The organism is Bradyrhizobium sp. Ash2021 (assembly GCF_031202265.1).
GTDB lineage: Bacteria > Pseudomonadota > Alphaproteobacteria > Rhizobiales > Xanthobacteraceae > Bradyrhizobium.
In genome coordinates this window covers 5365798-5390435 of sequence record NZ_CP100604.1, presented here as the reverse complement: position 1 = coordinate 5390435, position 24638 = coordinate 5365798, and the positions used below count along the sequence as shown (strand labels likewise).

Annotated in this window: 23 protein-coding genes and 3 tRNA genes; 19 read left to right on the top strand and 7 right to left on the bottom strand. The window is 63.1% G+C overall.

Going from position 1 to position 24638, the window contains the following annotated elements; genetic code table 11:
• Positions 1-278: 278 nt before the first annotated feature.
• Positions 279-1778, top strand: a complete 1500-nt coding sequence (locus NL528_RS25960) for an NAD(P)H-hydrate dehydratase (protein WP_309177299.1) — start codon at positions 279-281, stop codon at positions 1776-1778.
• A gap of 24 nt (positions 1779-1802) precedes the next feature.
• On the opposite strand, the gene NL528_RS25955 is transcribed toward NL528_RS25960, so the two are convergent.
• Positions 1803-2888 (bottom strand): enolase C-terminal domain-like protein, encoded by a 1086-nt coding sequence (locus NL528_RS25955; protein WP_309177298.1) that lies wholly within the window; start codon positions 2886-2888, stop codon positions 1803-1805.
• A 10-nt stretch (positions 2889-2898) separates the two neighbouring features.
• Positions 2899-4209 carry a multicopper oxidase domain-containing protein gene (locus tag NL528_RS25950; RefSeq protein WP_309177297.1) on the bottom strand — a complete coding sequence of 437 codons (1311 nt, stop codon included), beginning with the start codon at positions 4207-4209 and terminating at the stop codon, positions 2899-2901.
• Positions 4210-4364: 155 nt separating this feature from the next.
• Here NL528_RS25950 and NL528_RS25945 point away from each other — a divergent pair.
• The 8 genes from NL528_RS25945 to NL528_RS25910 all read left to right on the top strand — a co-directional run bounded on the left by NL528_RS25945 (position 4365) and on the right by NL528_RS25910 (position 12931).
• A tRNA-Leu gene (locus NL528_RS25945) sits at positions 4365-4449 on the top strand.
• Between the two features lie 157 nt (positions 4450-4606).
• A complete protein-coding gene (tig, locus tag NL528_RS25940) occupies positions 4607-5968 on the top strand; it encodes a trigger factor (protein WP_309177296.1) in 1362 nt (453 codons plus the stop codon).
• A gap of 278 nt (positions 5969-6246) precedes the next feature.
• The gene (locus tag NL528_RS25935) at positions 6247-6882 is read left to right on the top strand and encodes an ATP-dependent Clp protease proteolytic subunit (RefSeq protein WP_074276460.1); all 636 of its coding nucleotides are present in this window, start codon (positions 6247-6249) and stop codon (positions 6880-6882) included.
• A 438-nt stretch (positions 6883-7320) separates the two neighbouring features.
• A complete protein-coding gene (gene clpX / locus NL528_RS25930; protein WP_044542438.1) occupies positions 7321-8595 on the top strand; it encodes an ATP-dependent Clp protease ATP-binding subunit ClpX in 1275 nt (424 codons plus the stop codon).
• A gap of 307 nt (positions 8596-8902) precedes the next feature.
• Positions 8903-11329, top strand: coding sequence for an endopeptidase La (lon, locus tag NL528_RS25925; RefSeq protein ID WP_309177295.1), 2427 nt, complete (start codon positions 8903-8905; stop codon positions 11327-11329).
• 102 nt (positions 11330-11431) lie between these two features.
• Positions 11432-11833, top strand: a complete 402-nt coding sequence (locus tag NL528_RS25920) for a GFA family protein (protein WP_309177294.1) — start codon at positions 11432-11434, stop codon at positions 11831-11833.
• Between the two features lie 54 nt (positions 11834-11887).
• Positions 11888-11964: transfer RNA gene (locus NL528_RS25915), tRNA-Val, on the top strand.
• A gap of 106 nt (positions 11965-12070) precedes the next feature.
• The gene (locus tag NL528_RS25910; protein WP_309177293.1) at positions 12071-12931 is read left to right on the top strand and encodes a methyltransferase domain-containing protein; all 861 of its coding nucleotides are present in this window, start codon (positions 12071-12073) and stop codon (positions 12929-12931) included.
• Positions 12932-13077: 146 nt separating this feature from the next.
• Here NL528_RS25910 and pepT read toward each other — a convergent pair whose 3' ends face one another.
• The gene (gene pepT / locus NL528_RS25905; RefSeq protein WP_309177292.1) at positions 13078-14334 is read right to left on the bottom strand and encodes a peptidase T; all 1257 of its coding nucleotides are present in this window, start codon (positions 14332-14334) and stop codon (positions 13078-13080) included.
• Between the two features lie 110 nt (positions 14335-14444).
• Positions 14445-14744 carry an HU family DNA-binding protein gene (locus tag NL528_RS25900; RefSeq protein WP_074276476.1) on the bottom strand — a complete coding sequence of 100 codons (300 nt, stop codon included), beginning with the start codon at positions 14742-14744 and terminating at the stop codon, positions 14445-14447.
• Positions 14745-15072: 328 nt separating this feature from the next.
• Here NL528_RS25900 and NL528_RS25895 point away from each other — a divergent pair.
• A tRNA-Asp gene (locus tag NL528_RS25895) sits at positions 15073-15149 on the top strand.
• A gap of 108 nt (positions 15150-15257) precedes the next feature.
• On the opposite strand, the gene NL528_RS25890 is transcribed toward NL528_RS25895, so the two are convergent.
• Complete coding sequence (locus tag NL528_RS25890) at positions 15258-15461, bottom strand: hypothetical protein (protein ID WP_309177291.1); 204 nt, start codon at positions 15459-15461, stop codon at positions 15258-15260.
• 193 nt (positions 15462-15654) lie between these two features.
• On the opposite strand from NL528_RS25890, the gene NL528_RS25885 reads away from it, so the two are divergent.
• Complete coding sequence (locus NL528_RS25885; protein WP_309177290.1) at positions 15655-16677, top strand: TRAP transporter substrate-binding protein; 1023 nt, start codon at positions 15655-15657, stop codon at positions 16675-16677.
• A 7-nt stretch (positions 16678-16684) separates the two neighbouring features.
• On the opposite strand, the gene NL528_RS25880 is transcribed toward NL528_RS25885, so the two are convergent.
• Both NL528_RS25880 and NL528_RS25875 read right to left on the bottom strand, forming a co-directional pair.
• Complete coding sequence (locus NL528_RS25880; protein WP_309177289.1) at positions 16685-17977, bottom strand: MFS transporter; 1293 nt, start codon at positions 17975-17977, stop codon at positions 16685-16687.
• 41 nt (positions 17978-18018) lie between these two features.
• Positions 18019-19209, bottom strand: coding sequence for an aromatic ring-hydroxylating dioxygenase subunit alpha (locus tag NL528_RS25875; RefSeq protein ID WP_309177288.1), 1191 nt, complete (start codon positions 19207-19209; stop codon positions 18019-18021).
• 134 nt (positions 19210-19343) lie between these two features.
• Between NL528_RS25875 and NL528_RS25870 the strand changes: the two genes are divergently transcribed.
• From NL528_RS25870 to NL528_RS25835, 8 genes are all read left to right on the top strand, one after another.
• A complete protein-coding gene (locus tag NL528_RS25870; protein ID WP_309177287.1) occupies positions 19344-19859 on the top strand; it encodes a MarR family transcriptional regulator in 516 nt (171 codons plus the stop codon).
• 215 nt (positions 19860-20074) lie between these two features.
• Positions 20075-20440: an NADH-quinone oxidoreductase subunit A gene (locus tag NL528_RS25865; RefSeq protein WP_291560365.1), complete on the top strand. Its 366-nt coding sequence runs from the start codon at positions 20075-20077 to the stop codon at positions 20438-20440.
• On the top strand, positions 20431-21027 hold the full coding sequence (locus NL528_RS25860) for an NADH-quinone oxidoreductase subunit B family protein (RefSeq protein ID WP_074276481.1): 597 nt from the start codon (positions 20431-20433) through the stop codon (positions 21025-21027). The genes NL528_RS25865 and NL528_RS25860 overlap by 10 nt, the downstream gene beginning before the upstream one ends.
• A gap of 11 nt (positions 21028-21038) precedes the next feature.
• Positions 21039-21650, top strand: coding sequence for an NADH-quinone oxidoreductase subunit C (locus NL528_RS25855; protein ID WP_309177286.1), 612 nt, complete (start codon positions 21039-21041; stop codon positions 21648-21650).
• Between the two features lie 2 nt (positions 21651-21652).
• The gene (locus tag NL528_RS25850) at positions 21653-22843 is read left to right on the top strand and encodes an NADH-quinone oxidoreductase subunit D (protein WP_309177285.1); all 1191 of its coding nucleotides are present in this window, start codon (positions 21653-21655) and stop codon (positions 22841-22843) included.
• Positions 22843-23802, top strand: a complete 960-nt coding sequence (locus tag NL528_RS25845) for an FkbM family methyltransferase (RefSeq protein ID WP_309177284.1) — start codon at positions 22843-22845, stop codon at positions 23800-23802. Before NL528_RS25850 ends, NL528_RS25845 begins: the two co-directional genes overlap by 1 nt.
• Positions 23803-23813: 11 nt before the next feature.
• Positions 23814-24425 carry an NADH-quinone oxidoreductase subunit NuoE gene (nuoE, locus tag NL528_RS25840; protein ID WP_309177283.1) on the top strand — a complete coding sequence of 204 codons (612 nt, stop codon included), beginning with the start codon at positions 23814-23816 and terminating at the stop codon, positions 24423-24425.
• Positions 24422-24634 carry a hypothetical protein gene (locus NL528_RS25835; protein ID WP_309177282.1) on the top strand — a complete coding sequence of 71 codons (213 nt, stop codon included), beginning with the start codon at positions 24422-24424 and terminating at the stop codon, positions 24632-24634. The genes nuoE and NL528_RS25835 overlap by 4 nt, the downstream gene beginning before the upstream one ends.
• Positions 24635-24638: the final 4 nt, after the last annotated feature.

Here is a 24638-nt window from a genome sequence, read left to right as displayed (position 1 = left end):
CCGGAAACGCTCACGATTGTCGCTGATGATGACGATCCTGAGACGGCTTTCTCGCCGGCTTCCTCAAAAGCAGGGTCTATGCCAAGTTGTTAACGCGTCCGATTTCGGAATGTTATCAGACTTTTAACAGGCAACCGGCGGAGGTCGAGGCGGGTGCAGCATCATACTGCGGCCTAGCAAATAGGCAAACAGGTCAATTCGCGTGCAATTGACGCCGGGCAGGCCATGTGCGGGGCGGCATGTGCCTCTGGAAAAGGCGGTTGGATCGAGGATTCGGCATGGAAGTTCTGACCACGACTGAGATGGAGCGCGCCGATCGGCTGACCATTGCCGCCGGCACGCCCGGCTTCGCGCTGATGATGAGCGCCGGGCAAGCGGTGGCGGAAGCCGCGATGGATCTGGTCGGGGAGGGGGCGATCGTCGTGGTCGCCGGACGCGGCAACAATGGCGGCGACGGTTTTGTGGCGGCGGCCGAGCTTGCGGCGCGTGGCCGCGAGGTCTCGGTGATCCTGTTGTGCGAGCGCGACAGCCTGCAGGGCGATGCGGCGCTGGCCGCGAAGGGCTGGAAATTCCCGGTGCTGCCGTTCAATCCGCAGGCGATCGGCAAGCCGGCGCTGATCATCGATGCCCTGTTCGGCGCCGGCCTGAACCGGCCGGTGAATGGCGAACCATATGAGATGATCGAGGCGATCAACGCCAATGGCGCGCCGGTTCTGGCCGTCGATCTGCCGAGCGGGATCAACGGAACCTCGGGCGCCGTCATGGGCGTTGCCATCAACGCCGTGGAGACCGTGACGTTCTTCCGCCGCAAGCCGGCGCATCTGTTGCTGCCGGGAAGGATGCATTGCGGCCGCGTGCGGGTGGCCGATATCGGCATCCAGGCGCAGGTGCTCGACGAGATCCGGCCGCAGACCTTTGAGAACGTCCCGCCAGCCTGGCAAAAATCCTTTCCGGTGCCGCGGATCGACGGCCACAAATACGCGCGGGGCCATGCGGTGGTCGTCTCCGGCGACATCGTATCGACCGGCGCGGCGCGGCTGTCGGCGCGCGGCGCTCTGCGCGCCGGTGCCGGATTGGTCACGCTGGCCTCGCCGCGCGAGGCGCTGGTGGTCAACGCCGCGGCGCTGACCGCGGTGATGGTTCGCGCGGTCGATACCGTGGTCGAATTCGCCGAATTGTTGAACGACAGGCGCTTCAACGCCTGCGTAATCGGGCCGGGCGCCGGGGTCGGGGGCCGTACGCGCGATCTCGTCCACACCGCGCTCTCGGCGAAACGGTCCCTTGTGCTCGATGCCGACGCGCTGACCAGTTTTGCCGAAGCGCCGGATCGCCTGTTCGAAGCGATCAAACAATCCGACGATCCGCAGGTGGTGCTCACCCCGCATGAAGGCGAGTTTCCGCGGCTGTTCAGCGATAGCAGCAACAAGCATCCCAACCGCTCAAAACTCGAACGGGTGCGCGATGCCGCCCAGCGATCCCTGGCGGTCGTGCTGCTGAAGGGCCCGGATACGGTGGTGGCGTCGCCGGATGGGCGCGCGACCATCGCCGCCAATGCGCCGCCCTGGCTCGCCACCGCCGGCGCCGGCGACGTGTTGGCCGGAATCATCGCCGGGCTGTTGGCGCAAGGCGTAGCGGCCTTCGAGGCCGCCTGCATCGGCGTCTGGATGCACGGCGAGGCCGCGCGCGAGGCTGGTCCCGGCCTGATCGCGGAAGATTTACCGGAAGTATTGCCCGCGGTGTTCCGGCGTCTCTATGACGAATTCGGCATTGAGTATTAGCTACCTACCGAACCGTGCCGCGGACTACGTCACCAGATATTTCGCAACAGCGCTCTCGTTCCATTCGATCCCGAGCCCGGGACCGCGTGCGGTGACCGCGCCATCGACGATTTCGGCAGGCTTCGCCAGGATCGCGCCGGCAAAATCGAGGAATTCGAGCCAGTGCGCGGTCGGCGTTACTGCCAGCATGTGCGCGCTCGCCTCGGCGAACAGATGGCTCGACATCGGAATGGAGCCCGCGTCGGCCTGGCCCGCGACCTGAAGCCAGCCGGTGACGCCGCCGACCTTCATCAGATCGGGCATGATGAAATCGCTTGCGCCGGCTGCGATCGCTTCCGCAAAGCCGCGCGGGAACCACCAGTTCTCGCCGGCCTGGATCGGCGTCGGCGAGGTCTCGCGCACTTTTGCGTGACCCGACAGGTTTTCCTGCGGCACCGGTTCCTCGATCCAGTGCAGATCGTAGGGCGCCAGCCGCGCGATGCGGCGGGTCGCTTCAGCCGGATCGAGCGACTGGTTGAAGTCGATCATCAGCGCGATGTCCGGGCCGAGCAGGGCGCGCACGCCCTTGACCACCCGCTCGTCATTGGCGGCATCGCCGTCGCCGCCCTTGATCTTGATGCCGCGAAAACCCTGGTCGAGCGAGCGGCGCAGCGCCTTCTCATCGGCAACCGGATCGACCACGCCGTAGCTGTCATAGGCGTTGATCGGCCTCGGCGATCCGCCGAGCAACTCGGCCAATGGCCGACCCGCGATCTGGCCGAGCGCGTCCCAACAGGCCATGTCGAGGCCGGACACGGCCATGCCGACCAGGCCCTGCCAGCCGAGCAGCCGGAATTTTGCGTCCATCGCCTTCATCAGGTCGTAAGGCGCGACCGGTTTGCCGGTCAGTTCGCGCCCGATCTCCTCGATCAGAAGCACCAGCGGTTTCAGCGTCATTCGGGTGTAGGCAAAGATGTAGGAGCGGCCGGTAACGCCTTGATCGGTCTCGACATCGATCACGACCAGCGGGCCCACATCGATCACGCCGAACGCAGTCTTCACGGGGCGCTTGAGCGGCACGACGAGCGCTCTTGCTTTGATGCTTCGGATCGCTGGGACTGATTTGCTCATATTCGTTTCCTCACTCGACACTGTACCATCGCACCAGCCGCGGAGCCGCCCAGTCGGTGGCGACCTGCTCGATCAGCCAGCGTCCGCCATATTCGGCCAAAAAGGCGACACGCTGGGTCTGGCCGGGTTCGATCGCCAGCGTATCCAGCCAGAACGGCTTCCAGCCATCGTCGAGCCGATCGAGCAGCCTAAAATGGTGGCCGTGGAGGTGGAACACGGTGGCGATGTCGGCGCGGTTGGTCAGGGCCAGCACCACTGTGCGGCCAGTCTTGGCCCGGAAGGCGGGCGGGGCGGAGGCTGCGAAGTTGACCGGTTTGACCCAGTCGGTCGCGGGAGCGCCGAGCGTCATCTCGAAGCGCTGGGCGTTCCTGAGGTCGAGCTGCGCCGGCAGGCCGCTGGAGGGCAGCGACGGGGCCGGGGGCAGCGGGGCGGAGCGGATTGGCGGTTCGTTCGAGACGATCAGCTTGCCGATCGGGCGGGCCTCTTTTCCATCGTGCAGGAGAATCGATGAGCTGGTGCCCGCTGGCGCGGTTGCATCGATGAAGGCGTCGACCCTACCGCCTGGCGCTAGCACCAGTGCCCCGTTGCGGGCCTGGAACGGCTCCGCCGGTTGGCCATCGAGGGCCATGACGCGGACGTCGATATTTTCGAATTTTATAGCAAACGCAGATCGCTGGCAGGCATTGATGAGGCGAAACCTGAGACGCTCATTCGATCTCGCCACCAGTTCCAGCGATGTCATGCCGTTGACGGTGAAGACCGGCGAGGTGTCTTTGGGATCGGCGCCGGGCGCGATCGCGGTGCCGTCGGTGCGGACCCGCCATTCTTCGATCAACAACACCTCCTCGCGATCGACCGCGATCGCCTCGTTTTCTCCGACCACCAGTGCCCGCGCCTGCGATGGTCGCCCCGCTGCGTCGCCCAACAGGCTGAGATCGCACAGGTAGGTGCCGGCATGGCGGAGCGGCATCTGGAAGATGTCCTTGCCTCCCGTCACGATGGGGAGTCGGGCCGTCAGCGGTTCGGCGCTCGGGACGCCATCGATTCCTCGCCAGTTGAGGACCGCTGGTACCGGCAGTCCGTTCCCGAACGCGATTTCGACGGTGTCGCCGCGCTTGAACCTGAGATCAGGCGCTCCCAGCGACCAGACCGGTGTGCTCGGCCCGCCGGGGCGAAGCGCGATGCCGCCTTCTTTTGCCTGCAGGGCCAGCGATGAGCGCCGTTGCGCAAAGCCTATGGAGGGAAGCGCCGGGATCAGGGCCGTGGCCCCCAATCCGGCGATCAGCTCACGTCGATCCAGAGGAAATTTGGGGCTTGCCATCCGACCGATGCGGACCATTTTCTTACTGATCTGTCCAGCTGTGACGAGTTGGCTCGGGCAGCTCAAAATGGGCCATTTTTTTGCTGCGAACGGATTGGCCCATGTTATAAGCCCGCCGCCCGCGGCTTCGCGGCCGGATATGATGCTATCAGCCAGCGGGCGTGGCGGAACTGGTAGACGCGCTGGATTTAGGTTCCAGTGACGAAAGTTGTGGGGGTTCGAGTCCCTCCGCCCGCACCAAGCGCTTTCAGCGTTTGCCTGAAGAATACTGGAGGGCCAGCTTCCCCCTTGGGGATGCGGGTCAGCCGAACCACCGGCGCAGGCATTAGCCGCGCGTCGACCAATTGGACACTGCCGCGGCCAAAAGGCCCGGCGAAAGCGGAAGAAGATGGACGCCATGCAGGTCACCGAAACACTCGCCGAGGGATTGAAGCACGAGTTCAAGATCAGCGTTCCCGCCTCCGACCTCGATGCCAAGGCCGGCGCCAAGCTGGTCGACCTCAAGGACAAGGTCCGTCTCAACGGTTTCCGTCCCGGCAAGGTGCCGGTCAGCCATCTGAAGAAGGTCTATGGCCGCTCTGTCATGGCCGAGACCATCGACCAGACCATCCGCGACACCAACACCCAGATATTCACCGATCGTGGCTTTCGCCTTGCGACCGAGCCCAAGATCACCATGCCGACCGAGCAAAAAGAGGTCGAGGAATTGCTCGCGGGCAAGTCCGACCTGACCTACACGGTTGCGATCGAGGTGGTGCCGACGATCCAGCTCGCCGATTTCAAGAGCTTTTCGGTCGAGAAGCCGGTGGTCGAAGTGACCGATGCCGACATCGATGAAGCCATCAAGCGCATCGCCGACCAGAGCCGGCCCTATAACGCCAAGGACGAGGGTGCCAAGGCCGAAAACGGCGATCGCGTCACCATCAGCTTCAAGGGCACCATCGACGGCGTGCCGTTCGACGGCGGCACCGGCGAGGGCATCCAGGTCGTGATCGGCGCCGGCCAGTTCATCCCGGGCTTCGAAGAGCAGCTAATCGGCATCGCCGCCAACGAGACCCGTAACCTGAAGGTTTCCTTCCCCAAGAACTACGCCAGCGAAAAGCTCGCCGGCCAGCCCGCCGAATTCGAAACCACGGCAACGGCGATCGAAGCGCCCGGCGAGACCAAGATCGACGACGAGTTCGCCAAGACGCTCGGCCTCGAATCGCTCGACAAGCTGAAGGAAGCCGCGCGCGAGCGGCTGGTGGCGGAATTCGCCGGCGCGACCCGCCAGCGCGTCAAGCGCTCGCTGCTTGACCGTCTCGACGACAGCCACCGGTTCGAGGCGCCGCCGTCGCTGATCGAGGAAGAATTCAATCTGATGTGGAATTCGATCAAGGCCGAGATGGAGTCCTCCGGCAAGACTTTTGCCGACGAAGACACCACCGAAGAGGCGGCCAAGGAAGAGTACCACAAGATCGCCGACCGAAGGGTCCGGCTCGGGCTTGTGCTGTCGGAGATTGGCGAGAAGAACAAGATCACCGTCACCGACGACGAGGTCAGCCGCGCGGTGATCGAACGGGCGCGCCAGATGCCCGGCCGCGAAAAGGAAGTCTGGGACTACTATCGCAACAATGCCAATGCGCTGGCCCAGCTTCGTGCGCCCATTTATGAGGACAAGGTGGTCGATTTCATCCTCGAACTCGCCAACGTGACCGAAAAGAAGGTGACGCGCGAGGACCTGTTCAAGGACGACGATGCCGAGAAAACTGCCGCCTGACCTGCAGGGCGTTAATGTCTTGCCGGCGTTAAGGTTGAGAAGCGAAAGCGGCTTCGCGGCGGCATCCGCCGCTATGAGTCCGCCTGCGAATCGGCTTGAACTTGTCTAATCCTGCTCGCCATTGCCCGGCCTTGTGGCCGGGAAATTGGCTCATATCTGTGAGTTCTGTTCTTGAAGTCCTGCATCACGGGACGTTCGTCCGCGCCCGGCACACCATGCCAAACCTTGCCGATGGATGTTCGCCCCCCGCCAACCGTCTACTAACCTTTGGGTGACTAATGCGCGATCCCGTTGAAACCTACATGAACCTCGTTCCGATGGTGGTCGAGCAGACCAACCGCGGTGAACGCGCCTACGATATTTTCTCGCGCCTTCTGAAGGAGCGCATCATCTTCGTGACCGGACCGATCGAGGACGGCATGGCGACCCTGGTGGTCGCGCAGTTGCTGTTCCTCGAAGCCGAGAATCCGAAGAAGGAAATCTCGATGTACATCAACTCGCCCGGTGGCGTCGTGACATCGGGCCTCGCGATGTACGATACGATGCAGTTCATCCGTCCGCCGGTCTCGACGCTTTGCACGGGGCAGGCGGCATCTGCCGGTTCGCTGCTGTTGTGCGCGGGCGCCAAGGACATGCGGTTCTCGCTGCCGAATTCCCGCATCATGGTACATCAGCCCTCCGGCGGCTTCCAGGGCCAGGCCACCGACATTCTGCTGCACGCGCAGGAAATCCAGAACATCAAGCGGCGGCTGAACGAGATCTACGTCAAGCACACCGGGCAGTCCTACCAGATGATCGAGGACTCTTTGGAGCGCGATCGCTTCCTGACCGCGGAACAGGCCCGTGAATTCGGCCTGGTCGACAAGGTGATCGACAAGCGCGCGGAAGACCTGGCCGTCGCCAAGACCTCGTAGAAGACCCCGTAATGACACGGGGCGGCCTGAAGCGTTGACGTCGACGGCTGAGGCAATCGGCGAATTTGGCCGCCGGCGGCGTGCTTATGCCCTGGCATGGGCAGAAAGTTCCGCTTTCGTGCTGGTTTCGCCGCGTTGCAAACGCGCAACGCTTTGGCGATTTCGACAACTTCTTTCCGTGCGAATGCCGGAAATCACGGTATTGTCACGATGTCCGATCCGCGCCCGGTTAGCGAATTCTTGATAGTCGGGTGCCAGCATGGTTGGCTGTCAGGGATCGGATATGATCGTGGGAGATTCCAATAAGCCGTGATTCGCACGGTGTGTATTGAGTAGGGTCTTTTTTGGTACGGAATTTGCTCTATCTATATTCATGTCCGGTTTGGTGCCGGAATGGGTCGATCGAGCGACTGGATCGAACGGCGGACGGAGATAAGAATGAGTAAGGTCGGCACGAGCGACTCCAAGAACACGCTTTATTGCTCGTTCTGTGGCAAGAGCCAGCATGAAGTCCGCAAATTGATCGCGGGTCCCACCGTATTCATCTGCGACGAATGCGTGGAACTGTGCATGGACATCATCCGCGAGGAGAACAAGTCCTCGCTGGTCAAGTCGCGCGACGGCATTCCGACGCCGAAGGAAATCTGCAAGGTCCTCGACGATTACGTGATCGGCCAGAGCCACGCCAAGAAGGTGCTCTCGGTCGCCGTCCACAATCACTACAAGCGGCTCAATCACCAGACCAAGCACAACGACGTCGAGTTGGCGAAGTCGAACATCCTGCTGATCGGTCCGACCGGTTCGGGCAAGACGCTGCTGGCGCAGACGCTGGCGCGAATTCTCGACGTGCCGTTCACGATGGCGGATGCGACCACGCTGACCGAAGCCGGCTATGTCGGTGAGGACGTCGAGAACATCATCCTGAAGCTGTTGCAGTCGGCCGACTACAATGTCGAGCGCGCGCAGCGCGGCATTGTCTATATCGACGAAATCGACAAGATCAGCCGCAAGTCCGACAACCCGTCGATCACCCGCGACGTGTCGGGCGAGGGCGTACAGCAGGCGCTGCTGAAGATCATGGAAGGCACGGTTGCATCCGTGCCGCCGCAGGGCGGCCGCAAGCATCCGCAGCAGGAATTCCTGCAGGTCGACACCACCAATATCCTCTTCATCTGCGGCGGCGCCTTCTCAGGGTTGGAGAAGATCATCTCCGCGCGCGGACGTTCGACCTCGATCGGCTTCGCGGCCCAGGTGCTGGCGCCGGAAGATCGCCGCACCGGCGAAATCTTCCGGCACGTCGAGCCGGAAGATTTGCTGAAGTACGGCCTGATCCCGGAATTCGTCGGCCGCCTGCCGGTGGTCGCGACGCTGGAAGATCTCGACGAAGCTTCGCTGAAGAAGATCCTGACCGATCCGAAGAACGCGCTGGTCAAGCAGTACCAGCGGCTGTTCGAAATGGAGAACATCGAGCTGACCTTCGCCGACGAGGCGCTTGGCGCGGTCGCCCGCAGGGCGATCGAGCGCAAGACCGGCGCACGCGGACTGCGCTCGATCCTGGAAAGCATCCTGCTCGAGACCATGTTCGATCTTCCGGGCCTGGAAGGCGTCGAAGAGGTCGTGATCTCGCGCGAAGTGGTCGAGGGAACTGCCCGTCCGCTCTACATCTACGCGGACCGTTCCGACCGTGCCGTCGAGAGCAGCGCCAGCGCCTGATTGCGCATAGCTGCCCTCGCATTTGTATCGCGATTGACGCGGCTGCCGGACGTTCCGGCGGCCGGTATGGCGCAGGTATTTCCTCGCGTTTGGCGGCGGCTGACGGGCATTTTTCCGTGACTTGACACCCCCGTACCCGATAGCCACCTAATGCAGTCGGTGGCGAAAATCGCGTTCGAGATTCGTCGCAGAAACGATCCGGAACAACAGGCTGCGAAGCCTGCGGCAACGGACCTCCCGGCACCTTGTGGCGGTTGCGCAAGCGAAGCGGACTGCGTGCAAGGGGGCACAACAAAAGGAATAGGCCATGACCACCCCGAAACCCCGGCCATCGATCGTTCACGGCGAAAGCCATTCTTATCCGGTGCTGCCGCTCCGCGATATCGTCGTTTTCCCGCACATGATCGTGCCGCTGTTCGTCGGCCGCGAGAAGTCGATCCGCGCACTCGAAGAAGTCATGAAGAATGACGCGCTGATCCTGCTCGCGACACAGAAGAATGCGTCCGACGATGATCCGAGTCCGGAGTCGATTTACGAGACCGGTACACTCGCAAGCGTGCTGCAGCTGCTCAAATTGCCCGACGGCACCGTGAAGGTGCTGGTGGAGGGGCTCGAGCGCGCGCGCGTGCAGAAATATTCCGACCGCACCGAATACTACGAAGCCACCGCGGTCGCGCTCGCCGATACCGATGCCAATTCGGTCGAGGCCGAAGCCCTGGCGCGCTCGGTCGTGTCCGACTTCGAGAGCTATGTGAAGCTCAACAAGAAGATTTCGGCCGAAGCCGTCGGCGTGGTCCAGGCGATCACGGATTTCGCCAAGCTCGGCGATAACGTCGCCGGCCATCTCGCCGTCAAGATCGCCGACCGCCAGGCCATCCTGGAAACGCTGTCCGTCACCGCGCGCCTGGAGAAGGTGCTGGGGCTGATGGAGAGCGAGATCTCGGTGCTGCAGGTCGAGAAGCGCATCCGCTCGCGCGTCAAGCGCCAGATGGAGAAGACCCAGCGCGAATATTATCTGAACGAGCAGATGAAGGCGATCCAGAAGGAACTCGGCGACGACGAAGGTCGCGACGAACTCGCCGATCTGGAAGAGAAGATTGCCAAGACCAAGCTGTCGAAGGAAGCCCGCGAGAAGGCGCAGCATGAGTTGAAGAAGCTGCGCCAGATGTCGCCGATGTCCGCCGAAGCGACCGTCGTGCGCAACTATCTCGACTGGCTGCTGTCGATTCCGTGGAACAAGAAGTCCAAGGTCAAGAAGGACCTCGAGGCGGCGCAGGCTGTGCTCGACAACGATCACTACGGACTTGAGAAGGTCAAGGACCGCATCGTCGAGTATCTCGCGGTGCAGTCGCGCGCCAACAAGCTGACCGGACCGATCCTGTGCCTGGTCGGGCCTCCCGGCGTTGGCAAGACCTCGCTCGGCAAGTCGATCGCGAAGGCGACCGGCCGTGAGTTCGTGCGCGTCTCTCTCGGCGGCGTGCGCGACGAGGCCGAAATCCGCGGTCACCGCCGCACCTATATCGGCTCGATGCCCGGCAAGATCATCCAGTCGATGCGCAAGGCGAAGACCTCGAATCCGCTGTTCCTGCTGGACGAGATCGACAAGATGGGCGCCGACTTCCGCGGCGATCCGTCATCGGCGCTGCTCGAGGTTCTGGACCCCGAGCAGAACGGGACCTTCAACGACCACTATCTGGAGGTCGACTACGATCTGTCCCACGTGATGTTCATCACGACCGCGAATACGCTGAATATTCCGGGTCCCCTGATGGACCGCATGGAGATCATCCGGATCGCGGGCTATACCGAGAACGAGAAGGTCGAGATCGCGCGCAAGCACCTGATCCCGAACGCGGTCTCCAAGCATGGCCTCGATTCCAAGGAATGGTCGATCGACGACGATGCGTTGCTGTTGATGATCCGCCGCTACACCCGCGAAGCGGGCGTGCGTAATCTGGAGCGTGAGCTGTCGACACTGGCCCGCAAGGCGGTGAAGGAGCTGATGATCTCCAAGAAGAAGTCGGTCAAGGTCACCGAGAAGTCCCTCGAGGAATTTCTCGGCGTGCCGAAGTACCGCTACGGCGAGATCGAGAGCGAGCCTCAGGTCGGCATTGTGACGGGTCTTGCCTGGACCGATGTCGGTGGCGAGCTGCTCACCATCGAAGGCGTCATGATGCCCGGCAAGGGCAAGATGACGGTCACGGGCAATCTGCGCGACGTGATGAAGGAGTCGATCTCGGCGGCGGCGTCCTATGTCCGCTCACGGGCGATCGTCTACGGCATCGAGCCGCCGCTGTTCGACCGCCGCGACATCCACGTCCACGTGCCGGAGGGGGCGACCCCGAAGGATGGACCGTCGGCGGGCGTCGCGATGGCCACCGCCATCATCTCGGTGATGACCGGCATTCCGGTCCGGCACGATGTCGCCATGACCGGCGAGATCACCTTGAGAGGGCGCGTGTTGCCGATCGGCGGGCTGAAGGAGAAGCTGCTGGCCGCCGCGCGTGGCGGCATCAAGACGGTGCTGATCCCCGAGGACAACGCCAAGGATCTCACGGAGATCTCCGATGCGATCAAGGGCGGTATGGACATCATTCCGGTCGCTCGCCTCGACGACGTCGTCTCCAAGGCGCTGGTACGCGCCCCGGTGCCGATCGTCTGGGAAGAGGACACCAAGGTGCCGGTCAAACCGGACGCCGGCGACGAAGCCGCCGGTGGCCTGACGGCCCACTGACCAGAGCCAATCGAGCAAGACCTTCTCGAGAATGATAGAACGGCGCTTTCGGGCGCCGTTCTTTTTGTGCGTCTCGTTCGAGCCGCCGCTGGAGTTGGAGCGATGAAGATCGATGGACGATGTCATTGCGGTGTCGTGACGTATGAGGCCGAGATCGATCCCGAACTTGTGTCGATCTGCCACTGCGCGGACTGCCAGACGCTCACCGGATCGCCCTACCGGGTGACGGTGATCTGCTCCGCTGAGCAGGTCCGGATGACGGGACAGCCGCCGAAGATCTACGGCAAGACCGGCGACAATGGCCGGACGCGTTTTCAGCACTTCTGTGGCGTGTGCGGTTCTCCGCTGTTCACCAGCGGCGAGGGCGGGCCCGACGATTGGGGCATTCGCTGGGGCAGCATCCGCCAGCGCGACCAATTGCAGCCGATGCGGCAGATCTGGTGCCGGTCGGCGGTGCCATGGATCAACGATCTCAAGGGGTTGCCCGGTCGGCCGACCGACTGAGGGATGGGATCCGACCTTGCACCAAGGGGGTCCCCAAGGCTAAACACAGGGCGAGGGCGGCTAGCTCAGCTGGTTAGAGCATCTCGTTTACACCGAGAGGGTCGGCGGTTCGAATCCGTCGCCGCCTACCAGCCTTCGCGCTGCGCTTCGGCTCGGCATGCCAGCCGCGCGTGGAGCGCGAGGGGTGTCGCGCCGTAGCTCGAAAAGCGAAGGCGGACCGACAGCGAGTATCCATCAATGGACATCCCCACAGGCCACGAACAAAACGCCGACCAGATTGCTTACTGGAACGGTCCGGGCGGCCAGCGCTGGGCTAATCGGCAGCAGGCGCAGGACGTCGTGCTGGCGCCGATCGCCGACCTTCTGATCGATCGCACCAGGCCTAAGGCCGGCGAACGGGTCATCGATGTTGGGTGTGGCAGTGGCGCCACGACGATTGCATTCGCACGAAAGGTCGCGCCATCGGGGCATGCCTTCGGCGTCGACATATCAGGCCCGATGCTGGCGCGGGCGCGGGAGAGCGCGCCCAAGGAATTGCCGGTCGATTTCGTGCTGGCGGACGCCACCGTGTATCCGTTCGATCCGACAAGTTTCGATTTGCTGGCCTCGCGGTTCGGCGTGATGTTCTTCGCCGACCCGGCGCTGTCGTTTGCGAATATGCGAAAGGCGCTGCGGCCGTCGGGCCGGCTGGCGTTCGCCTGCTGGCGCGAGCCGCGCGAAAACCCGTTTTTCATGGCGCCGCTTCAGGCCGTCTACCAACACGTCCCGAAACTGCCGCCGCAGGGACCGGAAGATCCCGGGCCGTTCTCATTTGCCTCGGAGGCGCGCGTCCACCATATCCTGGGCGAGGCCGGCTTCACCGGGATTGAAATGGAGCCGTGCGATCTGGCGCTCGATGTCGCCATCGGACGCGGGCTCGATGCGGCGGTCCAGGGCGCGCTCGAAATCGGCCCGGCCAGCCGTGCGCTGGAGGGCCATCCGGATGAGGTTCGCGCCGCTGCGACAAATTCGATCCGCGAGGCGCTCGCGGCCTTTGCCAGGGGGCAGACGGTGCCGCTTCCGGCATCGATCTGGATCGTGACCGCGCGGGCTTCGTGAGGCGGAACGCGCCAGATGACGCGTCATTGCGAGGAGCGAAGCGACGAAGCAATCCATACCGCGGTTGCGGCGACATGGAGTGCTTCGCGGAGCCTGTCATCGGGCGCGCATTCGCGCGGCCCGTTGGCTCGCAATGACGGGCGGCGCTACGCCCGCTCTTCCCAGATCATCGCCAGATGCACGATGGTCTCCGCTGCCTTTTCCATGTCCTGCCGGCTGACCCATTCCAGCCGCGAATGGAACGCGTACTCGCCGGCAAAGATGTTGGGGCAGGGCAGTCCCATGAACGACAGCCGCGAACCGTCGGTGCCGCCGCGGATTGAACTGCGCACCGGCGTCAGCCCGGCGCGGCGGATCGCCTCGATGGCGTAGTCGACGATCTCAGGGTGAGCGTCGATCACCTGCTTCATGTTGCGGTATTGCTGCTTGACCTCCATCCTGTAGGTCGAGCGCGGATAGGCCTTCATCACATCCTTGACGATGCCTTCGAGCAGCGCCTCTTTTTCCTTCAGGCCTTCGTCGGTGAAATCGCGCACGATGAAGCCGACCGTCGCCTTCTCCAGCGCGCCGGAAATGCCGATCGGGTGCAGAAAGCCCTGCTTGCCGTCGGTGGTTTCCGGCGAGCAGGTCTCTTTCGGCAGGCGGTCGACAATCGCGGCCGCGATCTTGATCGCGTGCTCCATCTTGCCCTTGGCAAAACCTGGATGGGTAGAGACGCCTTCGATGGTGATGGTTGCGCCGTCGGCCGAAAACGTCTCGTCCTCGATATTCCCGGCGGTTTCGCCGTCCATCGTATAGGCGAAATCGGCGCCGAGCTTTTTCAGATCCACCTTGTCGACGCCGCGGCCGATCTCCTCGTCGGGCGTGAACAGGATCTTGATCGTGCCGTGCTTGATTTGCGGATTGCGGATCAGGAACTGCGCGGCATCCACGATCTCGGCGAGCCCGGCCTTGTTGTCGGCGCCCAATAGCGTGGTGCCGTCCGTGGTGACGATGTCGTTGCCGATCTGGTCGGCGAGCGCCGGGTGCTCGGCGACGCGGATCACCTGGGTGCGATCTTTCGGCAGCACGATGTCGCCGCCGCGATAGTTACGCACGATCTGCGGCTTGACGTCCTTGCCGGTGCAGTCCGGCGAGGTGTCCATATGCGAGCAGAAGCAGATCACCGGCACCTGCTTGTCGGTATTCGCAGGAATCGTCGCGTAGACATAGCCGTGCGCGTCGAGATGGGCGTCACGCAGTCCCATCGCCTGCAATTCGGAGGCGAGCAGGCGGCCCAGATCCTTTTGCTTCTCGGTGGAAGGGCAGGTCGGCGAGTCCGCATCCGACTGGGTGTCGATCACGACATAGCGCAGGAAGCGTTCGGTGACGGTATGCGTGAACGAGAGCGACGAAGCCGACATGATGACCGGAGCAAACTGAGAAACGGGAGGGCTCTATAACAGAAAAGCGCCATTCCGGGGCCGCTTGACGAGCCGGAATGGCGCTTCACGTCGGGAACAGAAAAGGCGTCTTAGACGGCTTCCTTGAGTTCCTTGGCCGCACGGAAGGCGACCTTCTTGCTGGCCTTGATGTGGATCGCTTCGCCGGTGGCGGGGTTGCGGCCCATGCGGGCGGCGCGCTTGCGGACCTGGAGGATGCCGAGGCCGACGATGCGGATGCGCTCGCCCTTCTTCAGGTGCTTGGTGATCATGGTGACCACGTCGCTCAGGATGGACTCGGCCTGCTTCTTCGACAGTTCCTGATCCTCGGCGATCGCCGCCGCCAGGTGCTTCAGCGTAACGGTGGCTGGGGTCGCTGCTTTCTTCGCCATATCTGGCCCTCCTCGTGGTTGATGGCTTTGGAACGTATTCGAGCGGAATGGGTACCGGTTCGCGCGCGTAAAACACGTCAAATGGAGGCCTGGTGCCAAGGTTCTGATGCAATCAGAACGGAGCGGACGCCAGGAAACCAAGACGTATCAGGCCTTAAATGATTCGGGTGGCGACTGACTACGCTGATTTGCCTGAAAATAGGCCATTATTTGCATCGACGTCGCAAAAAGGCCCGGATAGCGCGGGGATTCGCAACGTCCTTGACTAAGGAGGGGCAGGCCTTTATGCCCTCCCTTCTGCGCGGATCAGTATCTGATTTCGGCATCCGCGGGAGTAGCTCAGTTGGTTAGAGCGCCGCCCTGTCACGGCGGAGGCCGCGGGTTCGAGTCCCGTCTCTCGCGCCATTTTATCAATGGCTTAGGTCCCGATGGCTTAGTTCCACTCTGCCAACACCGCCCAACAAAAAGGCCGCCCACAGGCGGCCGTTTTTATTTCAACCAGGTCTGGATGGTTTAGCGGATGGTCGAGACATCCGAACTCGTCACCGCCACCGGCTTGCCCGCCTTCATGACGTGGGTGCTCTGGGCGGTCTGGGTGAAATCCGCGTTGGAGCGGGCCGAGATACCAAAACCCGCCACCGCGATGCCAGCCACGAGGGCGACGACCACGATCTTCAGGTGGGTCGAACGGTCCGCTGAATGAATTGAGTGGTTCATGTGATGCCTCCGAGGCGTCTATGCGCCGTCTGTTGGTGACGGTGTACGCCCGGTCTGTTTCGGGATGGTTTCATGGTTTCCGCAAAATGGTTTCGTGGATCGGCTGGATCGGTTTCGTCCCCGGCTTGCGGCGGAGGCCGGTTCGGCTGAAACTGCGGCCAGGCGCGGTACCGTGCCTGGGAGAAAAACAATAATGAAAACAACGACGATCACCCGCCGGGGTCTGCTGGGTGCGGCTTCCGCCGCCTGGGCCAGCACCATCCTCGGCAAGCCCGCCCAAGCGGCGGCCGAGTTCGACTTCAAGCTCGGCGTTAATACGCCGGAAACCCATCCACTGACGATTCGCCTGACCGTAGCTGCCAAGGCGATCGGTGCGCAGTCGTCCGGGCGGCTGAACGTCACGGTGTTCGCCAACAGCCAGCTCGGCGGCGATCCCGAAATGCTGTCGCAGCTCCGCGCCGGCGGCATCGAGCTGCTGGCGGCGCCAAGTCTCACACTGTCCACGCTGGTGCCGCTGTCGGGCCTGCCGAGCGTCGGCTTCGCGTTTGGGTCCTATGACCAGGTCTGGGCGGCGATGGATGGCGGCGTCGGCGACGTCGTGCGCGAGGCCATCGGCAAGACCGGGCTCGTGCCGATGAAGAAGATCTGGGACAACGGTTTTCGCCAGATCACCTCGTCATCGAGCCGGCAGCTCACCAGCGTCGAGGATCTCAAAGGCTTCAAGATCCGCGTTCCCGTGACCGCGCTGCTGACGTCGCTGTTCTCGGGGCTCGGCACGCTGCCGTCGAGCATCAGCTACAGCGAACTCTACTCCGCCTTGCAGACCCACATCGTCGAAGGCCAGGAAAACCCGCTGGCGCAGGTCTCGACCGGCAAGCTCTACGAGGTGCAGAAATACTGTGCGCTGTCGAACCATTGCTGGAGCGGCTACTGGATCCTCGGCAATCGCCGCGCACTATCGGCCCTGCCGCCGGATCTGCTCGATATCGTCAACAGCCACTTCGACGCCGCGGCGATCAAGGAGCGCGCCGATCTATTGGAGATGGAGCGCTCGCTGCAGGCCGAACTCACCGGCAAAGGCATGACCTTCAACAAACCCGATCCCGTGCAGTTCAGGGCGGCGCTGGTAAAGGCCGGCTTCTACGCGCAGTGGCAGAAGACTTATGGCGCGGAAGCCTGGGCTGCGCTGGAGAAATATACGGGCAAGCTGACGTAAGGCCGGATCAGGCAGTCCGCTGGATATCGGCGCGGATCGTCCGCGCTGCCCACACGAACAGCAGCGCGCCGAGTGTAGTCGTCACAGCGGCTGACAGCAGCGAGTAACGCACGGCATTGGCGCCGTAGTCGTTCTTCAGCGCGTCGTTGATCACGCCGACCACCAGCGGGCCGACGCCCTGGCCAAAGCAGGTCGCGGTCAGCGCGATGATCGCGGAAGCCAGCGCGCGCATGCTGGGCCGGGCGACGGTCTGCGCGATCGCAAAGATCGGCCCGAGGTGAAAGCCGACCAGGAACGAGGTCGCCGCCAGTGCCGCGACCATCGTCGCAAAATGGTTGGTAAGCATGCACACGGCGAACACCGGGCCGGCGAGGCCCGATGTGATCGCCGGCGCCCATAATTTCCAGCGGTCGTCGCGGCGGCTGATCTGGGCCACCACGAGGCCGCCGATCAGGGTACCCGCCATTCCGGCAAGGCCCTTGAAGGTGCCGGCATACGTGCCGATCTCGGCGCTGGAGAGATGATGCACGCGCGCCGGGAATGGCGGAATCCAGGCCGCGGTGGCGTAGTTGGTGTAGGTCGTGAGGCAAAAACCTATCAGCACGATGACAAAACTTTGCTGCGAAGCGAGGAAGCCCAGCGTCGGCCCGATCGGCTCCGGCGTGAACGTCTCCGCCATCGCGCCGCGCCTGGGTTCGGAGATGGTCAGCCACAGCACGGCGGCGAGGGCGATGCCGGGCAGGCCGGCGGTGAAGAACGCCATCCGCCAGCCGTAGTGCTGGTTGACATAGCCGCCGATGAAATAGCCGAGGAAAATCCCGAGATAGGTGCCGATGGCGTAGATGCCGAGCGCGCGCGGCCGTTCGTTCTTGTTGAAGAGATCGGCGACGATCGATTGCGATGCGGGCGGGCCCGCGGATTCGCCGATGCCGACCCCGATCCGTGTCAGCGTCAGCGTGGTCACGGTTTGCGCCATGCCGCACAAAAACGTCATCGCGCTCCAGAACGCAAACGCCAAAGCTACGATGTTGCGCCGGTTGAGCCGGTCGGCGAGGCGCGCGATGGGAATGCCGAGCAGCGAATAGAACAGCACGAAGCCGAAGCCCGCGAGCAGGCCCATCGTGGTGTCGCTGAGCGTGAACTCTTTTTTGATCGGCTCGATCAGGACGTTGAAGATGGTGCGGTCGAGGAAATTCAGCGCGTAGACGATCGTGAGCACGCCGAGCACATAGTATCGCCGGGTGGAGGGCTTTGCGACGACATCCGCTGGCGCGGCCACCTGCGGCGCGAGATCGACCATGGTTTCCCCTCGATTTATTTTCTTGAGTCGGGCGCGTTGTCTCACACCTCGCGAATGAAATTCCCCGCCTCGAATTCCACCGGTGCGGCGTTGGGCTCAAACGACACGCCGATCGGATCGCGCCCTGCGGCCATGGCCTCGAGCTGGTCGCCCAGCATGCGCCGGATCATCAGGATGCCGCGGTCGCTCTGGCCAAAGTGCTCTTCGGAATGCAGCGTCACCTCGCCCTGGCCGGTTTGCGCCTCGTAGTCGCCGGGAAATTGCTGGTGCTCCTGCTCGGTCATGTCCCACCAGAATTTTCCGTTGAACTTTGAGCGCATCCGCCCGATGTCGCCGGACGTCTTGACCCGGCCGGCGACGTAGATGCGGAACGAGGTGTCGTCGATCGGCAAGGTCCAGCCGATCGATTCCACGCGGGCGAATTGCGCGACGCGGGGATTGGGCACCACGCGCAAGGTGGGGAGGGCGGCTTCGGTCACCCGGTAGAACACCTTGCCGTCGTCCTGACGGCGGATCGAGCGCACGGTGACGCCGCGCGGCGACATCTCGAACTTCACCTCGGGCATCGAGGCCATCATGTCAGTGAATTGCGGCCCGCTGAACGAGCCGTGCAGCACCGGAACATGGTAGGGATCAACCACGTTCTCGAAATGCTGCAGCCAGTTGCAGGGGATGACGGCCGGGCCGCCGCCGCCGATCGATGAATCGTCGGCCTCGACGAACTCGCCGTCGTCCATCTTCTCCAGGCACTCGTAGCGCGGCAGCGCAGGCTTCTTCTCGGCCGGGCCCATATAGGCGAAGATCAGCCCGTACAATTCCTGCACGGGGTACCAGGGCTGGCGCACCTTGTCCTTGAACTGGCCGCCGTCGGGCTCGCAGGGCTGTTCGAGGCAATGGCCCTCGGTATCGAATTTCCAGCCGTGGTAGCAGCAACGGATGCCGTCTTCCTCGACCTTGCCGTAATAGAGCGTGGTGCCGCGGTGGCAGCAGCGGGCGTGCAGCAGGCCGACCCGGGCGTGCTTGTCGCGGAAAAGCACCAGATCCTCGCCGAGCACGCGCACTTTTCTGGGGATATCGGTGGCATCGGTCACCAGACCGACGGGGTGCCAGTAGCGCCGGAGCAGTTCGCCCATCGGCGTGCCGCGGCCGACCGACGTCAGTTCGGTCCGCGTCGTGGATGGCTTCATGGCGTAGGCGGTGCCGAGGTCGCGATCCCGCTGGGTGATATTCACTGCCGTTTCCTCCCGCCACGGCTTGGCGCCGCGGTCGTTTGATGTCTTGGGCAAAATGAAACGTGGATCGATGACAATGTCAACGATCTCGCTAAAACCTTGGCAGGCGCAAGCTTTGTTGGCAGAGCTTGGTTATGAGCCAGAAACCGAAGAGAGCGGACCCGCCTCGGCCGGTCGCCGCCGGCGACGCGGAATTGGCGCCGATCACGGCGATGGTGTCGTCGCGGCTGATGGTGCTCGCCAACCTGCTCAAGCGCGGCGCGATCCTGCGCTACAAGCGCCTTGCCGGTCTTTCGTCGGTGGAATTCGGCCTGGTCGCCTCGCTCGGGCGCCATCCGCCGATGAGCGTGGTCCGGCTGGCGGAAGCCGTCGGCATGGACAAGGGGCAGATCAGCCGGGCGCTGGCTGGACTGGTGTCGCGGAGGCTGGTCGCCAAGGCGGTCAACCCGAAGGATAACCGGGAGACCCTGGTTTGCCTGACCAAGGCAGGTCTCGCCGCGCATGACGCGATCGTGACGGGTGCCCAGGAGCGCAACCGGCGCCTGCTGGAACAATTGAGCCAGGACGATCTGGATTTGCTGCTCGGGCATATCGATCGCCTGACCGAGAGGGCTGCCCAAATGCTCGCCGCGGAGAAAGATTTGAACTGACGGCCGCCCGGAATCCGGGCACCTAATGGCCGGCAATGCGTTGGTTTGTGGAGGCCGGAACGCGCCCGCTTTTTCGGGTTATCCCGGTGCGGGAACGGCGGGCAGACCGTCAAAATAGCTTGTCTTGCGCCCTCTGTTGCGCTGCGCTAAGCCTCAAGAATAATTCCAATCAACGAATCTGCGGCGCTCCGAAACCGCAGGAAAAGGCCCCGCCGATGACCGGCATCCTGCAGAATTATCTTCCACTTGTGGTGTTTATCGGCGTCGCAAGCCTGATCGGTCTGGCGCTCCTGATTGCCCCGTTCCTCGTCGCGTTCCAGCAGCCGGATCCGGAAAAGCTCTCCGCCTATGAATGCGGATTCAACGCTTTTGACGACGCCCGTATGAAGTTCGACGTCCGCTTCTATCTGGTGGCGATCCTCTTCATCATCTTCGACCTCGAAGTGGCGTTCCTGTTCCCGTGGGCGGTCGCGTTCGGAAAGCTCGGCGCCACCGGCTTCTGGTCGATGATCGTTTTCCTCGCCGTCCTCACCGTCGGCTTTGCCTATGAATGGAAGAAAGGCGCGCTCGAATGGGATTGAGCCCCGCAGCCACCGCGCAGGGAACGTCTCCGGTGATCGCACCGGCAGCGACCGGCATTTTGGATCCCTCCACCGGCAAGCCGGTCGGCGCTACCGATCCGTACTTCCTCGAGGTCAATCACGAACTCTCCGACAAGGGCTTCTTCGTCGCCGCGACCGACGATCTGATCACCTGGGCGCGCACCGGCTCGCTGATGTGGATGACCTTCGGTCTGGCCTGCTGCGCGGTCGAGATGATGCAGGTGTCGATGCCGCGCTATGACGTCGAGCGCTTCGGTTTCGCGCCGCGCGCTTCGCCGCGGCAGTCCGACGTGATGATCGTCGCGGGCACGCTGACCAACAAGATGGCGCCGGCCTTGCGCAAGGTCTACGACCAGATGCCGGAGCCGCGCTACGTGATCTCGATGGGGTCATGCGCCAATGGCGGCGGCTACTATCACTATTCCTACTCGGTGGTGCGCGGCTGCGACCGCATCGTGCCGATCGACATCTACGTGCCCGGCTGCCCGCCGACGGCGGAAGCGCTGCTCTACGGCGTTTTGCTGTTGCAGAAGAAGATCCGGCGCACCGGCACCATCGAACGCTAAGGTTTTAGGTAATGGACAACGGCAAGCTCGACGCCTTGGGGCAGACGATCGTTAGCGCGCTTCCGGGCGCTGCGAGTGCGCACTCGGTCGCGTTCAATCAGCTCACGGTCACCGTGGATGCGACCAGGATCGTCGAGGTCGTCAAGTTCCTGCGCGACGATCCCGGCTGCCGTTTCGTCAGCATCATCGACGTCACCGCGGTGGATTATCCCGGGCGCGAAAAACGCTTCGACGTCATCTACCACTTCCTGTCACCGACGCTGAACGAGCGCATCCGCCTCCGCGCGGAAGCCGACGAGACCACGCAGGTACCGTCGATCATCGGCGAGTTTCCCGGCGCCGACTGGTTCGAGCGCGAGTGCTATGACCTCTATGGCGTGATCTTCACCGGCCATCCGGACATGCGGCGGCTGCTGACCGATTACGGCTTTGACGGCCATCCGCTGCGCAAGGACTTTCCGCTCACCGGCTTCGTCGAGGTCCGCTACGACGACCAGGAGAAGCGGGTGCTCTACGAGCCGGTCCGGCTCAACCAGGAATTCCGCAAATTCGATTTTCTCTCGCCCTGGGAAGGCGCGGACTATCCGTTGCCCGGCGATGAGAAGGCGGGACCGAAGGCCTGACCATGAACGAGCAGAACCTCCGTAATTTCACCATCAATTTCGGACCGCAGCATCCGGCGGCGCACGGCGTTTTGCGTCTCGTGCTCGAATTGGACGGCGAAGTGGTCGCGCGCGTCGATCCGCATATCGGCTTGCTTCATCGCGGCACCGAAAAGCTGATCGAGCAGAAAACCTATCTGCAGGCGATCCCGTATTTCGATCGGCTCGACTACGTCGCGCCGATGAACCAGGAGCACGCGTTCTGTCTCGCGGCCGAAAAGCTGCTCGACATTACCGTGCCGCGGCGCGGCCAGCTGATCCGCGTGCTCTACTGCGAGATCGGCCGCATCCTGTCGCACCTGCTCAACGTCACCACGCAGGCGATGGACGTCGGCGCGCTGACCCCGCCTTTGTGGGGCTTTGAAGAGCGCGAAAAGCTGATGGTGTTCTACGAGCGCGCCTCGGGCTCGCGAATGCACGCGGCCTATTTCCGCCTCGGCGGCGTGCATCAGGACCTGCCGCCGAAGCTGATCGACGATATCGATGCCTGGTGCGACCCGTTTCTGCAGGTCGTCGCCGATCTCGAAACCCTGCTCACGGGAAACCGCATCTTCAAGCAGCGCAACGTCGACATCGGCGTGGTCTCGCTGAAGCAGGCCTGGGAGTGGGGCTTCTCCGGCGTGATGGTGCGCGGCTCGGGTGCTGCCTGGGATCTGCGCAAGGCGCAGCCTTACGAATGCTACGCCGAGATGGATTTCGACATTCCGATCGGCAAGAACGGCGATTGCTACGACCGCTACTGCATCCGGATGGAAGAGATGCGCCAGTCGGTTCGCATCATGAAGCAGTGCATCGCCAAGCTGCGCGCTCCGGATGGCCAGGGCCCGGTCGTCGTCGAGGACAACAAGATCGCGCCGCCGCGCCGTAGCGAGATGAAGCGCTCGATGGAAGCGCTGATCCATCACTTCAAGCTCTATACCGAAGGCGTCCACGTGCCGGCCGGCGAGGTCTACGCCGCGGTCGAGGCGCCGAAGGGCGAGTTCGGCGTCTATCTGGTCGCCGACGGCTCCAACAAGCCCTACAAGTGCAAGATCCGGGCGCCGGGCTTTGCGCATTTGCAGGCGATGGATCACATCTGCCGCGGCCATCTCCTGGCCGACGTCTCCGCCATTCTCGGCTCGCTCGACATCGTGTTCGGAGAGGTCGACCGGTGATGGCGCAGGCGCCCATCCAGTTCGATCGCGCTTCAGGGGTTCTTGAGGGAGCCAACCTGTGGGAGCGGACGGCTGCGCTGGCGTTGTCGACCGGCTCGAAGATCGCGTCGCATTTTTCGCATCGCGGCTACAACATTTGCGCCAATCTGTTGCGCAGGACGCTGCCCGAGCGCGATATCGACATCAAGCTCAATTCGGACGCGAGCTTCGCGTTTCCCTATGGCGATGGTTACTGGAGCAAGCTGCTCAACCGCACCTTCTGCTATGAAAACGAACTGGAATTGCTGTTCCAGGATTCCGCCGATGTCGACTACACGCTGCTCGATTGCGGCGCCAATTACGGCTACTGGTCGGTATTGGTGTCGAGCGCGCCCTACGGTTCGCACAAGGCGATCGCGATCGAGCCGTCGTCACAGAATTTTGCCAAGCTCGCGAACAACGCCAAAATCAACGGCAATCGCTTCGAAGTCATGAAGTGCGCGATCGGCGTAGCGCGTGGCACCGCGCGGCTGTCCGGCACCAAGCATGAGGCTCTATCGATCGCTGGCGACGCCGCGGGCGGCGAGGAAGTGCCGGTTATCGCGCTCGATAATCTGCTGGACGACGGCAAGATAGCGGTCGGCGGAAAATTCCTGATCAAGCTCGACGTCGAAGGCGTCGAGATCGAGGCCATGAAGGGCGGTGCGCGCCTGCTGCAGGGCGACAGCGTCATCCTGTGCGAAGAGCACGGCAATGACCCGCAGCATACCGTATCGCGCTACATCCTCGAACAGACCCCGCTGAAGCTGATCGTGTACGATCCGCGCAGCAATCGCCTTGAAGCCGTGAGCGACCTCTCGATCCTCGATCGCATCAAGGTTTCATCCCACGTCGGCTACAACGTGTTCGGCACCGCAAGCGCATTCTGGCTCAACCGGATCAATGCGCTGAATGCGAACACCGCGCGCCGTGCGCAATGAGAGACTGAACGATGTCCGTCCGCCGCCTTGCCCCGAAGGAATTGCAGCCCGCCAGCTTCACGTTTTCGGACGAGAATTTGGCGTGGGCGAAAGCGCAGATCGAAAAATACCCGGCCGGACGCCAGGCCTCGGCGGTGATCGCGATCCTGTGGCGGGTCCAGGAGCAGCATGAGGGCTGGGTTTCGGAAGCGGCGATCCGCGCCGTCGCCGATCTGCTCGATATGCCCTATATTCGCGTGCTCGAGATCGCGACCTTTTACACGATGTTTCAGCTGCAGCCGGTCGGCAAGAAGGCTCATGTGCAGGTCTGCGGCACCACGCCTTGCCGGCTGCGCGGCGCCGGCGACCTGATCGAGGTGTGTCGGCACCGCATCAATCACGAGCCTTTCGAACTTTCGAAGGACGGCAATTTCAGCTGGGAAGAGGTCGAGTGCCTTGGCGCCTGCGTGAACGCGCCGATGGTGCTGATCTGGAAGGATACCTACGAGGATCTGACCAAGGAAAGCTTTGGCAAGGTGCTGGATGGTTTTGCGTCCGGCAATCCGCCGAAGCCGGGGCCACAGGTCGACCGTCAGTTCTCGGCGCCGGTGGGCGGGCCGACCACGCTGAAGGAGACCACATGAGGCGTGTCACAGTGCAGGCGGACGGGCCGGGGAGGGCCAGCGCGATGAAGAACTGGCGCTACATCGCACTCCACACCGTGGCCGCCGCGGCGTTCATCTTTTTGCTGCAGCGCTACGTGCTGCATGCATCGCTTGAATCCAGTTTGTTGTGGGCGCTGACCCTGGGCGGATGCGCCGCCGGTCTCGCTTACTCGCAGTCCAATCGCTGATCCC